We start from the raw sequence: 14331 nt of genomic DNA on the forward strand, positions 1-14331 counted from the left end.
ATTAGCGAAGCATGAACGGATGGTGCGTAAAATTTTCAGAAAATGCAAAACACAGTTAAAGGACGGCCTAGTAAGTCACTGAGCTTGTAGTGAAGTGGTGAGAGGTGTCGCAGCGGCGTTCACGGGTTTTACTCATAATCGCGGCATCCATTTAAGCGGATTTTGTGGTTGCCGCGGGTATGATCGGAGCGAAGGCCCTTGTTCTGTCGGCGATCCGTCGGCACCGCGCAGGTGAAGAGAGTGCCGATATGACCATGCCTCTCTGCGACATCGTGGAGATCGAACTCGCCAAACGCTGGTGGGCCGCCCGCTCGGCCGAACTCACCACGCGCTTCCGGACGAGCCGGGAAGCGGCGCGCAAGAAGGACGGCCACTTCACCATGTGGTTCGCGAGCGCGACCTACAGCGCCTTCGGCCTGGTCGACCTCTACCTCATCCCCGACGTCGCCCCGCCTCTGGTGGCCACGCGCCTGATCCTCAGCGCGATCTTCGTCATGGTCGTGGGCTGGCAGTACCGCCGTGGTGTCGCCGCCGACTGGATCGACACGACCTGCGCTTCGATCGTCCTGCTGGCCTACGGGAGCTGGCTCGCCTTCGCGACATCCAGTGGATACGCCTTCAACGTCTCCTACTACATGGCCTATGGCGTGATCTTCATGATGGTCGCCAACCTCCTGTTCAACTTCAGGATCAGGTTAGCCATCCTGTTGTCGTGCGGGATCATGGTCGCGTTTCTGACGGCCATGCTGCTGTCGTTCCCGATGCCGGCGGAGTACTACGTTTCGAGCCTCGTTCTCTACGTCTCGAGCTTCACGCTGACGCTTCTCGTCAACTGGAAGCTCAACGTCGAGCGCTACCACGTCTTCCTGAACGCCTTGAAGGCGAAGCTGCGCGAGGACGAGGTGGTCGAGCGCGGCAAGGAGCTGCTGCGCCTCTCGAACACCGACCCGCTGACCGGGCTGAAGAACCGCCGCGCGATCGAGGAGGACCTGGCCGCCTACTGGCAGGCCTGGCAGGACGAACGCCGCAGCTTCGCCGCGGTGCTCATCGACATCGACTACTTCAAGAACTTCAACGATCACTACGGCCACCAGGAGGGCGACAGCTGCCTCGCCCTGGTCGCCAATGCCCTGGCCGATCTCGCGCAGGGCTGGGACGGCACCGTCGGACGGTTCGGCGGCGAGGAGTTCATCGTGCTCGCCGCCGTGTCGGACGATGCCGGCATCGCCCATTTCGCCGAATCGATCCGGCGCACCGTCGAGGATCTGCGTCTGCCGCACGAACGTCGTCCCGACGGAGAGGGCGTCGTGACCGTCAGCATCGGCGCCGCCAGCACGGCGAATTCCAGCGCCAAGCGAGTGGAGCGGCTGATCAGCGAGGCCGACACGGCGCTCTACCGGGCGAAGGGCAGCGGCCGGAACTGCGCCTGGGTGTTCGATCAGAACGACGGCAGTCTCGGCGAAGAGAACGAGGACATCGCGACGCTGTTGAAGTCCGCGATCGCGGATGATCTCGTCTCGCTCGTCTACCAGCCGATCCGCCGGGTCTCGACCGGGCGCATCGAGGCTGCCGAGGCGCTGATGCGCCTGCGCGGCCGCGACGGACGGATGATCCCGCCCAATATCTTCATCCCCGTCGCCGAGCGCACCGGGGCGATCGTCGAACTCGGCCGCTGGGCGCTCGAGACCGCCTGCCTCGAGCTCATCGCCGCCGATCTCGCGCCGGTGGTCAGCGTCAACGTCTCGGCGATCCAGCTGAAGACGCCGGGCTTTGCCATCATGGTCGCCGGGGTCCTCTCGGAGACCGGCATCGACCCGCAGCGCCTCGCCTTCGAGATCACCGAAGGGCGCGAGATCGAGGGCAACGCCGACGTCCTGCGCTGCATCAACGAGCTCCGACAGCTTGGCATCCAGCTCTGGCTCGATGACTTCGGCACCGGTTTTGCGGGCCTCTCCTGCCTGCGCACCATCGCCTTCGACACCGTCAAGATCGATCGCTCGTTCCTGCACGGCGCGACGCTGGGCGCCGGCCACATGCTGCTCGAGGACATGGTGCGGCTGATCCGCAATCACGGTCAGCGTCTCGTCGTGGAAGGGGTGGAGACCGAGCGTCACCTGGCGCTGCTGAAGTCTCTCCGGGTCGAGTGGGCCCAGGGCTACCATCTCGGCCGCCCGACCGCGCTCGACGGCTTCCGGAGCCTGATTGCAGCGGAGGCCTCGAACCCGATCCGCGTGGTGATCAGCGCCGGCTGAGGCGGCCGGACTGCGAAACACCTTCGGGATGCCGCTCGACATAGTCGATCGAGGGCGGTGTCGGGCGCGGCGTGGCCGGCGGCAGGGTGAAGCCGAGCATCACCGGCAGATGGTCGGAGCTGGTCGCCGTCATGCGGGTCACGGCGGCGACCTCGACCTCGCTCGACACCAGCAGATTGTCGATCGGCAGCCCGGCATAGCGGCCGATCGCCGGCGGCAAGGGGGCGGCGATCCAGCTCGGCCCGATCCCGCCGACGATCTTCGCCCGCGCGGCGGCCGCGATCCTGCGCACCGTGGCGCTCCAGGGCGCGGCGTTGAAGTCGCCGGCGACGACGAAGGGATGCGGCAGGGCGGCAAAGCGCGGCAGCAGATAGCTCGCCTGCGCGGGCTGGTGCCACGGCCAGGGCCATTGCAGGTGCAGCGCCACCACGGTGAGGGATGTGCCGTTGAGGTCGAAGCGGCCGGCGAGATACCCTTCGCGCGCCTGACAGTCGGCCACGTCGTCGGCCGCCAGCGGCCGGCGCGACAGGAGCGCGACACCGCCCTTGAGTCCGTCGATGCCGCAGAAGGTCTGGCTCGGATAGCGGTCGGCCAGGGCCTGCAGCCGCGCGCGCCATGCCAAGGTGACCTCCTCGAGCGTGACCACGTCGGCGGCGCTTTCGCCGATCCGGCGGATCGCCTCGGCCGGATCCGTCGCATCGTAGCGCAGGTTCATCTGCAGCAGCGTGTAGGCGGCGCGGCCCTCGGGCAGCGGCGGCGCAGTGCCGGGGGGCAGCATGAAGGGAACGATGCTCCACAGCGCCAGGGCGGCAACGCAGAGCGTCGCGATCCCGGCGGCCCAGAAGCGCGCGACGAGGCTGGCGAGGGACAGGAAGACCAGCAGGACGGCCAGTTGGGCGCGCAACTGCCCCAGCGCATCGAAAGCGGCGTGGCGACTGCCGAAGAAGCCGCAGAGGACGGCCACCGCGACGAGCATGGCGGCGACCAGGGCGGCAGGGCCGGCCAGACGCGGCAGATGACGCAACGCCGGCCCCCTTACTGGAACGCCGTCTCGAAGAAGGACCGGAGCTTGCGCGAATGCAGGCGTTCCGGCGGCATCTCGGCGAGCTTCTGCATGGCGCGGATGCCGATCTGGAGGTGCTGCGAGACCTGGGTGCGATAGAAGTCCGTCGCCATGCCCGGCAGCTTCAACTCGCCGTGCAGCGGCTTGTCGGATACGCACAGGAGCGTCCCGTAGGGCACGCGGAAGCGGAAGCCGTTGGCGGCGATCGTCGCCGACTCCATGTCGAGCGCGATCGCCCGCGACTGCGACAGCCGCTCCACCGGTTCGGTCTGGTCGCGCAACTCCCAGTTCCGGTTGTCGATCGTGGCGACCGTGCCGGTGCGCATGATCCGCTTGAGGTCGTAGCCCTCAAGCCCCGTCGTCTCGGCGACGGCCTGCTCGAGTGCCACCTGCACCTCGGCCAGCGCCGGGATCGGCACCCAGATCGGCAGGTCCGCGTCGAGCACGTGGTCCTCGCGCACGTAGGCGTGGGCGAGCACGTAGTCGCCGAGGGTCTGCGTGTTGCGCAGGCCCGCGCAGTGGCCGAGCATCAGCCAGGCGTGCGGGCGCAGGACGGCGACGTGGTCGGTGATCGTCTTGGCGTTGGACGGACCGACCCCGATGTTGACGAGCGTGATGCCCCCCGCGCCCGGACGGGTGAGGTGGTAGGCCGGCATCTGCGGCAGGCGCGAGGGCTCGGCCCCCCCCGTCGCCGGTTTCTCGCCGGCCTGAACGATCCGGTTGCCCGGCTCCACGAAGGCGGTGTAGCCGGCCCCGCCGCCGGCCATCAGGGCGTGCGCCATCGCCCGGAACTCGTCGACGTAGAACTGGTAGTTCGTGAAGATCACGAAGTTCTGGAAGTGGGTCGGGCTCGTCGCCGTGTAGTGCTGCAGCCGGTGCAGCGAGTAGTCGACCCGCTGGGCGGTGAAGGGCGCGAGCGGCATCGCCTCGCCCGCCTGCGGCGTGAAGTTGCCGTTGACGATCCGGTCGTCGGTGGCAGCGAGATCCGGCACGTCGAAGATGTCGCGCAGTGGCTTGGCCAATCGCTCGGCCTGGGCGCCGTCGATGTAGCTGCCTTCCGGCAAGGCGAAATGCAGCGGAATGGGGGTCGCGGAATCGCCGACGCGCACGGGCTGGCCGTGGTTGCGGATGAGGAGCGCGATCTGCTGCGTCAGGTAGTCGCTGAAGAGGTCCGGCCGCGTCACCGTCGTGGAATAGCGCCCAGGTCCGGGAACGTGGCCGTAGGCGAGACGCGAATCGACCCGGACATGGCTGTGCGTCGACAGCGCGATCTCCGGGTAGAACGCGCGATAGCGCCGGCTCGCATCGCCGCTTTCCAGCACCGTGGCGAAATGCTCGGCGAGAAAGCGCGATGCCCGCCCGTACAGGCGGGTCAGTTCGGCAACGGCCGCCTCGGCATCGTGGAAGAGCCGGTCGTTGGCCGGTTCGGGCATCACGAAGCTCGGATCGGGGTGGCTCGGCGAAGGTTGCGTCATGACCCTTGATAGTCCGCGCGCAGGAAGCGCGAAAGGCATGAACGGCTCGACCGCGCCCGAGGGGAACCCGCACCGGGCGCGTCCGTCGCCCTTCAACCGGCGGGCGGCTCCCGGGGATGCTGCTCGAGCCCTTCGGGGATGACGACGCCCCTGAGCTTGCGGCTCACCCAGATGTGCACGGCCGAAGCAAGGTCGATCAGTTTGTCCAGCGAGCCGGCCTTCACGTTCAGCGTCTCCGACGTCGCCGACGCCTGACGCCAGACGCGTGAGCCGCAGGCCGGGCAGAAGGCTGCCTCGGAGCGGCCGCCGTTGTCGGTCGGTCGCGACCAGACGTTTGGCTCGCCGGCCGTGAGGCTGAAGCTGCTGCGAGGCACGGTGAGGGACATGCCGAAGGCGGAGGCCGACTGCTTCTGGCACTCCCGGCAGTGGCAGACGTGCAGGGCGAGGGGTTCGCCGGCGCTCTCGCAGCGCAACCGGCCGCACTGGCAGCCGCCCGTACGCACGAACGTCAGAACAAGCCGTTGTCGGACATATGCCGGCACGCCGTGCCGTAGCCGCCGCTGCCGCAGTCGCTGCCCGACCAGGCCGAACGGGTGCCGTGGACGCCGTTGCCGACCACCGCCGCGAAGGACAGGGCGAACAGGGCGATCAGCGTCGTCAGGATCGTCAGTCTGAGTATCATCTCGCTCTCCTCGTGCGCCACCTTTATCGCCGATTGTGGCTGAACTGGCGCTGACCCTGATTTTCAGCTCCCGTTCATAAAGCTGAACGAAGCGTGCGCAAACCGCCCGATTGCGTCATCGGCGGTTGCCGCTAGCTTCCCCGACATTGCAACGGGCATGCCAGGAGGTCGCCATGACGACGCAGTCCAGTCCAATCAAGCTCTATTACTGGCCGACGCCAAACGGCTTCAAGGTGTCGATCATGCTCGAGGAACTCGGCGTTCCCTACGACGTCGAGTACGTGAACATCGGTGCCGGCGACCAGTTCAAGCCCGACTTCCTGGCGATCTCGCCCAACAACCGCATGCCGGCGATCGTCGATCCCGAGGGTCCTGGCGGCGAGCCGATCTCGGTGTTCGAATCGGGTGCGATCCTGCAATATCTCGGCCGCAAGTTCGGCAAGTTCTACCCGACCGAGGAGCGGGCCCGGGTCGCCTGCGAGGAGTGGCTGTTCTGGCAGGTCGGCGGCCTCGGCCCGATGGCCGGTCAGGCACACCACTTCCGCAACTATGCGCCGGAGAAGATCCAGTATGGCATCGACCGCTACACCAACGAGGTGAACCGGCTTTACGGCGTGATGAACAAGCGCCTCGAGAAGGTCGAGTACCTTGCCGGCGACTATTCGATCGCCGACATGGCCTGCATCGGCTGGGTCCGGCCCTACAAGAACCAGGGCCAGGAGATCGAGGACTTCCCGCACCTCAAGCGCTGGTTCGACGCGATCCTCGCGCGTCCGGCGGTCGAGCGGGGCGTCAAGGTCGGCGAGGCCGAGCGCGCGAAGATGAACCTTGCCACCGACAAGAACGCCCAGAGCGTCCTGTTCGGCCAGAAGGCCCGCTGAGCCGGGTCACTCGATCGGAACGTCACACGTCTCGGGCTCGGGCTCGGGACGTGTGGCGGATCGCCTCGTGTCGCGGCGTGCGGCATCGGCTGGCAATTCCTCGAGAGACGCGGGATCGGCCCGCTGAAGCGGCCGGCGACGGGAAACGGCTGGCGATCCCGAACGCGCCGCATGCTGAACGCTTGCTTGCCCGCCAGCCTTAAAGAGGTCTTTCCGAATTTCAGAGAAAGCCGGTTTCTCAGGGCTTTCGCCACGCGCGTGCGGCAAGTCTTTCGCGCTTCTTACCGGGGCCTTTAACTCAAATTAGGCACGCTTTTTAGCGAGCCTTTCAAAGACTGAGGGCATTCTTCTTCCCATAGACCGGCAAGCAAAACCAGGCGCCGGCGAGCAACAGGGAATGAAGACATGGCACGCTTTGAACTTCTCGACCCGAGCATGGCCGCCGCCGGCGGCGTCGTTGCCCCGGGCGCCGACATCCTCTTCGAACTCGGGATGCGCTGCGCCTCGGGCCGCGACGGCGCGGTCGATCTCGTCGCCGCTCACATGTACTTCAACCTCGCCGACCAGAAGGGTGCCGAGCGCGCCTCGTTCTATCGGCAGGAAGTGGCCGAGCAGATGTCGAAGACCGAGATCGGCAAGGCGCTGCGCGCCGCCCGCCAGTGGCTGACGCTGCACTGAATCGCGATCATCCGGCGAGCCGTGCCGCGCGATCGAGCGCGACGGGCAGGGCGTCGGCGAACAGTGCGAGGTCTTCGTCGCGTCCGACGGTGACCCGGATCATCCGGTCGAGCGGCGCAACGCCGGGCATGCGGATGAACACCCCCTGATCGAGCACCCCCGCCAGGACGGCGCGGGCGTACTCACCGTCGCGGCCGCAGTCGATCGCGACGAAGTTGGTGGCCGAGGGCAGGGCATGAAGCCCGTGCACCGCCGCAATCTTCTGCAGCGCCTCTCGCGCCGCCGAGATCCGTTCGACGGTCGCCGCGAGATAGGTCTGGTCGGCGAGCGCCGCCAGCGCCCCGGCCTGCGCGATGCGCGACACGCCGAAATGGTTGCGCACCTTGTCGAACTGGAGGATCGCCTCCGGCTCGCCCACCGCATATCCGACACGCACGCCCGCCATCCCGTATGCCTTCGAGAAGGTCCGGAAGCGCAAGAGGTTCGGTCGCGTCAGGGTCATCGGCGGCGCCGCGGAAGCCGGCGCCAGATCGAGATAAGCCTCGTCGAGAACCAGGATCGTCTCCTCCGGCACGGCATCGACCAGTTCTTCCACCGCCTCCCGCTCGTGCCAGCTGCCGGTCGGATTGTCGGGATTGGCGAAGTAGAGAAGCTTCGGCCGCACCGAGAGCGTCCTGTCGATCAGCGCGCCAATGTCCTCTCGATCGTCCCTGTAGGGCACCATCTCCAGCACGCCACCATGGCCGGCGACGTGGAAGTTGAAGGTCGGATAGGCGCCGTGCGAGGTCACCACCCGGTCGCCGGGCTCCAGCGTCAGGCGCACCAGCAGCCCGAGCAGACCGTCGATGCCTTCGCCGACCGTCACCTGCGCGGCATCGAGCCCGTGATGGGCGGCGATCGCCTGCCTGAGATCGTGCACCTCCGGGTCGCCATAGGACCAGCTGTCCGCCGCAGCGGCCCGCATTGCCTCCAGCGCCCGTGGCGACGGTCCGAAGACGCTCTCGTTCGCCCCGAGCCGCGCGCGGAAGCGGGCGCCGGTGCGGCGCTCGATCGCCTCGGGTCCGACGAAGGGGACGGTGGCGGGGAGCGAGCGGGCGAGGGGGGTGAAGAGGGTCATCGCAGGAGCGTCCGTGACGGGTGGCCGACTCTTGGCGGAGCTCGACACGCTGCGCAAGCCTGGTGCCCGGCGTGTCGCCGCGTTCGCGCGACGCAACGCACTCGGGATGAGACTCCCGTTCAAGACGCTCTGGTTGTTATTTAAAATAATACAATCTAAGATTAGGCGGTTCATCCAGGAGAGGAGGTCCGCGATGCGCCTGCCACATGCTGTCCCATGCCCTAACGGAACGGATCAAGCGAACCGGGCAAAGCGGCTTCGTGATCTCGCCACCGAGATCTCGAGGACACGGCCGCATGTCGAGACGCAGGCGAACGGCGAGGAGATCAACTATTCGAGCGCCGGGTTTCCCTCGAATTTCACGAAGGGCTTGCTGCACGATCACTTCGGACTCCTGGCGGATGGGCAGGACTATGCGGCCTTCGTCGAGGCGATAAACTCCGACAACAACAACCTGTTCGTCAGTGGCAAGATCGGCTTCCAGGGCCATCCCACGCTGCCGATTGCCACCTATGACTGTACCATCCCGCACGACCCCAAGAAGACCCGGGAGCCCGGCGGCTGTAGCGAAACCGAGGCGCCGAAGCCGGCCGATCGGGTCCCGCCGAAGTGGCGCGGGTGGGAAAGCCCGAGGGCCGGACATGTCTACGAGCTGGAGGGGCCGGATGCCGGCTCGGTCGGCATGGCCCCGGCACCGCGCATCGGCTCGTCCGAACTCGCCGCCGAGGTGGCCGAACTCTATGCGCTGGCGCTGCTGCGCGACGTTCCGTTCACCGCCATCGTGGCGGGCGGCGACAAGACGAAGCTCTGCGACGGCGGCGACGAGGCGATCTTCTCCGGGCAGGAGATCGTCGATCTCCTGAACACGATGCCCTTCTACACAGGTGTCGGCGTGCGCTCCTCGACGGCGACCACGGCGGGCGCGACAGGCCTCAACCGCTTCGAGCGCAATCGCCGCTTCGCTCGCACCCAAGATCCGACAGCGGAACTCACCGCCCCGCTGACGACGCAGACCGTGTTTCGCGGCTCGACGCCCGGAGCGTTGCGAGGCCCGTACCTGTCGCAATTCATGCTGATCGGCTCACCCTCGCTGGCCGGCGCGACCTTGGCTGCTCACCCCAGCACGACCTACGGAATCGCCGACGGCTATGTCCGCTACGGAACGCTGGTGATCGACCAACGGGCGCAGGCGCATCGGCCCTGCCTCGATCATCTGACGGAGTGGTGGTCCTGGCGGGACGCGCAGAACGGCGCCGACTTCCGCGACCAGGATCTCTGGCTGGTGCCGCACCGACGCTTCATCACGACGCCGCGCGACCTCGCCAGCTACGTGCACTTCGATGCCCTCTACGAAGCCTATCTTAACGCCGTCCTCATCCTCGATTCGATGAAGATCCCGACGTCCAGGGGCTTCCCCGAGCCGAGCTTCGCCGCCGGCGACTTCGCCGGCCGACGCACCGGTTTCGCGACCTTCGGCGGACCGCACATCCTGTCGCTCGTGACCGAGGTCGCGACGCGCTGCCTGAAGGCCGTGCGCCGGCAGAAGTTCAACTTCCATCGCCGCTGCCGGCCGGAAGCGATCGGCGGCCGGCTGACGCTGCTGAATTGCAAGGAAGGGGGACGGCTCGGCTGCGCCGAGCGGGATTTCCGCCATCTCCTCAACGAACTGCCGGAGAAGCTGAGAGCGGCGGTCACCGACCACAACAAGGCGCAGAACGGCCTCGACCCGGCGCTTCGCCATGTCCTCTGCACGCCGCCTGCCAAACCCGACTTCCAACCGCACGAAGACTGCAACCTGCTCCTGCCCATGGCTTTTCCGGAGGGCTCGCCCATGCACCCGGCCTATGGTGCGGGGCACGCGACGGTCGCCGGCGGTTGCGTGACCATGATCAAGGCGTTCTTCGAGATGTTCGAAGACTGCGACGGCAGCCTCGAGCGGCCGCTCTGCTGGAAAGGCAAGCGGATCGCCTATGTCCCGAAGGACGATGGCAGCGCGCTGATCGACGATCCGGCCAGCGCGGGCGTGCTCACGATCCAGGGCGAACTCGACAAGCTGGCGGCGAACATCGCCATCGGTCGCAACATGGCTGGCGTTCACTACTACTCCGACTATTACGACAGCCTGCGGCTCGGCGAGCGGGTGGCGGTGGGTATCCTGCTCGAACAGGCGCCGACCTATGGCGACCCGATCCAGTCGACCTTCACGAGCTTCGATGGCGACCGCATCACCATCACCGGCCAGGCCGACAGCGCACCCGCGTTGACCATCATCGATCGCCTCGGCAACCCGGTGGCGCCGCGCGACTGGTGGCTGCGCCATGTGATCGGCGAGCAGATCATCCTGGACCTCTGAGCGAGGTCCGGGCGGATCCGGCATCGTCGGCCAAAGGTCCGGCGCTTCAGCCGGGGCTCAGGCCTCGGCGCCGACCGCCCTCAGCCGCGCCTTGGTGATCCCCTGCTTCACGGTCGCATAGCCGTCCCACGGATCGGGCTTGCCCAGCCGTTCCAGCACCGCCTCGAAATCGAAGCCGTTGGCGCGGTCGAGCGTCTCGAACTCCTCCCAGGACACCGGCGTTGCCACCGGCGCGCCCTCGCGCGAGCGGGTGGAGTAGGGCGCGATCGCGGTCGAGCCACGCTCGTTGCGCAGCCAGTCGACGAAGATCAGTCCCTTCCGCTTGGCCTTCGACATCGTGGCGATGAAGCGCTTCGGCTCGTGCTCGACCAGTGTGGTCGCAAAGCCGCGCGCGAAGGCTTTCACCGCCGGCCAGTCCGCCCGGCGGTCGAGGGGGGCAACGATGTGGACACCCTTGCCGCCGGTCACCATCGGGAAGGTCTGCAACCCGATCTCGGCGAGGACGTCGCGGATGTCGATGGCGGCCCGTTTGACGTCGGCGAACCCGAGGCCCTCGTCCGGATCGAGGTCGAAGACGAGCCGGTCGGGCTTCTCGAGGCGATCGTTCCGGGCGCCCCAGAGGTGGAACTCCATCGTGTTCATCTGGATGGCCGCGACGAGGCCTGCGGCCGAGTCGAAGTAGAGGTAGTCCTCGGTGCCGCCCTCCTTCTCGGCCACCGGCACCTTCTTGATCGTGTCCGGGAAGCCGCCGGTATCGTGCTTCTGGAAGAAGCACTGCTTGCCGCCCGCCGGGCATCGCACGAGCGAGACGGGGCGGTCGCCGGCATACGTGAGCATCCGCTCCGCCGCCGCCTCGTAATACCGGGCGAGGTCGAGCTTGGTGACGCCGTGCGCCTCGTAGAGCACCCGGTCGGGATGGCTCAGCTTGACGCCGGCGACGACGGCGTCGCCGCTCTTGCCGCGCGCGGCCCTGGGTGCGGCGGAGGGGTGGCCGCCCTTCGCGGTCGCGGCGGGGGCGCGTCCACCGGAGCGGGCGGCCTGCTTCGTCTTCGCGGTGTCACCCGGATCAGCCGGCGTCTCGTCCACCACCTCTTGCGCCTCCTTGTCCTCGCGCAGGCCCTTGAAGACGCCGTGCCGCACGCTGCCGTCGGCGGTGATCTCGGCGAACTCGATCTCGGCGACGAGGCTCGGCTCGACGAATCTCGACGAACGCGCGACCGTGCGATCGAGCGCGTCGAAGGGCGAGGTCTTGCGGGCGATCGCTTCGAAGCGCTTCTTCAGGTCGACCAGCATGTCCTGGTCGAAGCCGGAGCCGACGCGTCCGCGATAGAGCAGCTTGCCGCCCTCGTTGACGCCGAGGAGGATGGAGGAGAAGGGCCGCGACTTCTTGTCGGATGGGGCGAAGCCGCCGATCACGAACTCCTGGCGCCTCTTGCACTTCACCTTCAGCCAGCTCTTGGTGCGGCTGCCGCGATAGGGATCATCCGCACGCTTCGAGACGATGCCCTCGTGGTCCGAAGCACAAATGCTGCGATAGACGCTCGGGCCCCGGCCGCGGATGTGCTCGCTGTAGAGGAGCAGCGGCTGGTTGGCCGCCTTCAGGAGTGCGTCCAGCCTCTCCTTGCGCGCGGTGAGCGGCAGACCGGTCAGATCCTCTCCGTCTAATTCGAGAAGGTCGAAGCAGAAGCAGGCGATGTCGCCGCCTTCTGAGAGATGCAACTGCAGCGTCGAGAAGTCGGTGCGCCCGCCCTCGTCGAAGGCAACCACCTCGCCGTCGATCAGCGCGCTGCGGCAGGGCAGGCCCTCGACGGCGGGAACGAGGCCGGCGAACTTCTCGGTCCAGTCGTGCTGGTTGCGCGTGTAGAGCGCATGCTTCTCCCCGGCCACGGCGATGAGAACGCGGTAGCCGTCATACTTCATCTCATGCAGCCAGTCGTCGCCGGCCGGCGCCTCGTCGACGAGGGTCGCGAGCTGGACGGGCCGGAAGTCCGGCAAGGCCAGCGGCTTGCCGGCCGCCGCCCGGCGCTTGGTCGGGGTTCCGGACGTCTTGCCCGTGGCGGCTTTGCCTGTCGAAGTAGCGGACTTCGGCTGCGCGCCACCCGTTCGAGCCTTGCCGGTCCCCTTTGCGGGAACGTCCGCCTCCGCGGCAGCACGGTCGGACTGCCAGACCGCACCGTTGCCGTCAGCGATCGCCTTGAGGTCCCGCCCGGTCTTCACGCTGTCCGGAAATTCCGTGAGCAGGTCTCGTCCGCTCGTGGCGACCTCGTCCTTCTCCTTGATCAGGAGCCAGTTCTCACCCTTCTCGCCCTTGCGCGGCTTCATGCGGATCAGCGCCCAGTGGCCCGTCAGCTTTTCGCCGTGGATCAGCATCTTGAGATTGCCGTCGGCAAGGCCCGCCTCCGCGTCGCCGACCGGCTCCCACGAGCCGCGATCCCACAGCATCACCGTCCCGCCGCCGTACTGGCCCTTCGGGATCGTGCCCTCGAAGTCGCCGTAGTCGATCGGGTGATCTTCGGTGCGCACCGCCAGCCGCTTGTCGGCCGGATCGAGGCTCGGGCCCTTGGTCACAGCCCAGCTCTTCAGGACGCCGCCCCACTCGATGCGAAAGTCGTAATGCAGGCGCGTCGCGTCGTGCTTCTGGATGCAGAAGAACAGCGTCTTCGCCTTGGTGCGGCGCTTGCGGCCGTCCGGTTCGGCCGTCTGGGAAAAGTCGCGCTTCTCCCGGTAGGGCTTCAGCAGCGCATCGGCGGCGGCAGGCATGGCGGGTCAAGCGGACTTGCGCTTGCGCGCTGCCGCCGTCTTGGCGGCCGGAGCGGGCTTCTCCGCCGGCTTCTTGGCCGGCGCGCGGCGCTTGGTCGACGTCGACTTCGCCGCAGTCTTTCCGTCCGCTGCCGGAGTACCGTCAGAGGCCTTGGCGTCGGCGGCCTTGCCCTTGACGCTCCGGTCGGTCTCGAGGCTGCGCTTGAGGCTCGCCATCAGGTCGACGACGTTCGAGGTCTTCCTTGGCGGTGCGTCGTCCTCGTCGTCCACGTGGAGCTTGGCCTTGCCGCCGTTCTTGCGCTTCTCGGCGATCAGCGCCTTGAGGCTGTCGATGTAGTGATCCTTGTAGACCGAGGCATCGAACGGTCCTGTCTTGCGCTTGATGAGCTCGCTCGCGACGGCCAGCAGATCCTCCTCGGCCTCGTCGGCCGAGATTTCGGAGAAGACCGAGTCCGACTTGCGGATCTCCTCCTCGTAGTGCAGCGTCTCGAGCAAGAGCCCGGTGCCACAGGGCCGGACCGCGACGAGATACTCCTTGCCGCGCAGGGCCAGCTGCCCGATGCCGGTCTTGCCGGCTTGGCGCAGCGCATCGCGCACCACGCGAAACGCATCCTCCGCGAGCTCGTCCTGCGGCACGATGTAGTAGGGCTTGTCGAAATAGAGTGGCGGGATCGCGCACGAGTCGACGAACTGGATCAACTCCAGCGTCTTCTTGGTGTCGAGCTTGACCGCGTCGATCTCGTCGTCGGTCAGGATGACGTACTCGTCCTTGGCGTACTCGTAGCCCTTGACGATGTCCTTGGCGTCGATCGGACCGATGCCGGGCACCACCTTCTCGTAATGGATGCGCTTGCCGCTGTTGCGGTCGATCTGGCGGAAGCTGATCGCGGAACCCGAACTCGTTGCCGAGTACATCTCCACCGGGATCGAGACGAGGGAGAGGCGGATCTGGCCTTTCCAGACGGGACGGGGCGCCATGACGAGAACTCCATGCACAGGTGCTCCGGCCGCGAAGGAGCGCTGACTCAACGTCATCCCCCACGGGACGTTCCGCTCCCGAATCAAATTGA

General features: G+C 67.1%; 11 protein-coding genes. 4 read left to right on the forward strand and 7 right to left on the reverse strand.

What is annotated here, in order from left to right; genetic code table 11:
- The first annotated feature begins 248 nt into the window (after positions 1-248).
- Entirely contained in the window at positions 249-2252 is a 2004-nt protein-coding gene (locus tag NPA30_RS02795; protein ID WP_256800809.1) for a putative bifunctional diguanylate cyclase/phosphodiesterase, read from the forward strand.
- On the opposite strand, the gene NPA30_RS02800 is transcribed toward NPA30_RS02795, so the two are convergent.
- From NPA30_RS02800 to NPA30_RS02815, 4 genes are all read right to left on the reverse strand, one after another.
- Positions 2239-3276, reverse strand: coding sequence for an endonuclease/exonuclease/phosphatase family protein (locus NPA30_RS02800; RefSeq protein WP_256800810.1), 1038 nt, complete (start codon positions 3274-3276; stop codon positions 2239-2241). The genes NPA30_RS02795 and NPA30_RS02800 overlap by 14 nt on opposite strands.
- Before the next feature lie 11 nt (positions 3277-3287).
- Positions 3288-4748 carry an AMP nucleosidase gene (locus NPA30_RS02805; RefSeq protein WP_456238252.1) on the reverse strand — a complete coding sequence of 487 codons (1461 nt, stop codon included), beginning with the start codon at positions 4746-4748 and terminating at the stop codon, positions 3288-3290.
- Between the two features lie 134 nt (positions 4749-4882).
- Positions 4883-5332, reverse strand: coding sequence for a GFA family protein (locus tag NPA30_RS02810; protein WP_456238250.1), 450 nt, complete (start codon positions 5330-5332; stop codon positions 4883-4885).
- Complete coding sequence (locus NPA30_RS02815; protein ID WP_256800813.1) at positions 5299-5472, reverse strand: hypothetical protein; 174 nt, start codon at positions 5470-5472, stop codon at positions 5299-5301. The genes NPA30_RS02810 and NPA30_RS02815 overlap by 34 nt, the downstream gene beginning before the upstream one ends.
- A gap of 173 nt (positions 5473-5645) precedes the next feature.
- Here NPA30_RS02815 and NPA30_RS02820 point away from each other — a divergent pair, with 173 nt between their 5' ends.
- Together NPA30_RS02820 and NPA30_RS02825 are read left to right on the forward strand one after the other, a co-directional pair.
- A complete protein-coding gene (locus NPA30_RS02820) occupies positions 5646-6353 on the forward strand; it encodes a glutathione S-transferase N-terminal domain-containing protein (RefSeq protein WP_256800814.1) in 708 nt (235 codons plus the stop codon).
- Between the two features lie 405 nt (positions 6354-6758).
- On the forward strand, positions 6759-7031 hold the full coding sequence (locus NPA30_RS02825) for a sel1 repeat family protein (RefSeq protein ID WP_256800815.1): 273 nt from the start codon (positions 6759-6761) through the stop codon (positions 7029-7031).
- A 7-nt stretch (positions 7032-7038) separates the two neighbouring features.
- Here NPA30_RS02825 and NPA30_RS02830 read toward each other — a convergent pair whose 3' ends face one another.
- Entirely contained in the window at positions 7039-8148 is a 1110-nt protein-coding gene (locus NPA30_RS02830; RefSeq protein WP_256800816.1) for a pyridoxal phosphate-dependent aminotransferase, read from the reverse strand.
- Between the two features lie 193 nt (positions 8149-8341).
- Here NPA30_RS02830 and NPA30_RS02835 point away from each other — a divergent pair, with 193 nt between their 5' ends.
- Entirely contained in the window at positions 8342-10501 is a 2160-nt protein-coding gene (locus NPA30_RS02835; RefSeq protein ID WP_256800817.1) for a phosphatase PAP2 family protein, read from the forward strand.
- A 57-nt stretch (positions 10502-10558) separates the two neighbouring features.
- On the opposite strand, the gene ligD is transcribed toward NPA30_RS02835, so the two are convergent.
- Together ligD and ku are read right to left on the reverse strand one after the other, a co-directional pair.
- A complete protein-coding gene (gene ligD, locus NPA30_RS02840) occupies positions 10559-13261 on the reverse strand; it encodes a DNA ligase D (protein ID WP_256800818.1) in 2703 nt (900 codons plus the stop codon).
- A 6-nt stretch (positions 13262-13267) separates the two neighbouring features.
- Entirely contained in the window at positions 13268-14239 is a 972-nt protein-coding gene (gene ku, locus NPA30_RS02845) for a non-homologous end joining protein Ku (RefSeq protein ID WP_256800819.1), read from the reverse strand.
- Positions 14240-14331: the final 92 nt, after the last annotated feature.

This window comes from Mangrovibrevibacter kandeliae (assembly GCF_024519155.1).
GTDB lineage: Bacteria > Pseudomonadota > Alphaproteobacteria > Rhizobiales > Rhizobiaceae > Mangrovibrevibacter > Mangrovibrevibacter kandeliae.

Excerpts from the sequence above, each read along its gene's own strand:
- NPA30_RS02795 (WP_256800809.1), top strand. The coding sequence starts at position 249 with ATGACCATGCCTCTCTGCGACATCGTGGAGATCGAACTCGCCAAACGC.
- NPA30_RS02805 (WP_456238252.1), bottom strand. The coding sequence starts at position 4,748 with ATGCCCGAACCGGCCAACGACCGGCTCTTCCACGATGCCGAGGCGGCC.
- NPA30_RS02815 (WP_256800813.1), bottom strand. The coding sequence starts at position 5,472 with ATGATACTCAGACTGACGATCCTGACGACGCTGATCGCCCTGTTCGCC.
- NPA30_RS02820 (WP_256800814.1), top strand. The coding sequence starts at position 5,646 with ATGACGACGCAGTCCAGTCCAATCAAGCTCTATTACTGGCCGACGCCA.
- NPA30_RS02825 (WP_256800815.1), top strand. The coding sequence starts at position 6,759 with ATGGCACGCTTTGAACTTCTCGACCCGAGCATGGCCGCCGCCGGCGGC.
- NPA30_RS02830 (WP_256800816.1), bottom strand. The coding sequence starts at position 8,148 with ATGACCCTCTTCACCCCCCTCGCCCGCTCGCTCCCCGCCACCGTCCCC.
- NPA30_RS02835 (WP_256800817.1), top strand. The coding sequence starts at position 8,342 with ATGCGCCTGCCACATGCTGTCCCATGCCCTAACGGAACGGATCAAGCG.
- ligD (WP_256800818.1), bottom strand. The coding sequence starts at position 13,261 with ATGCCTGCCGCCGCCGATGCGCTGCTGAAGCCCTACCGGGAGAAGCGC.
- ku (WP_256800819.1), bottom strand. The coding sequence starts at position 14,239 with ATGGCGCCCCGTCCCGTCTGGAAAGGCCAGATCCGCCTCTCCCTCGTC.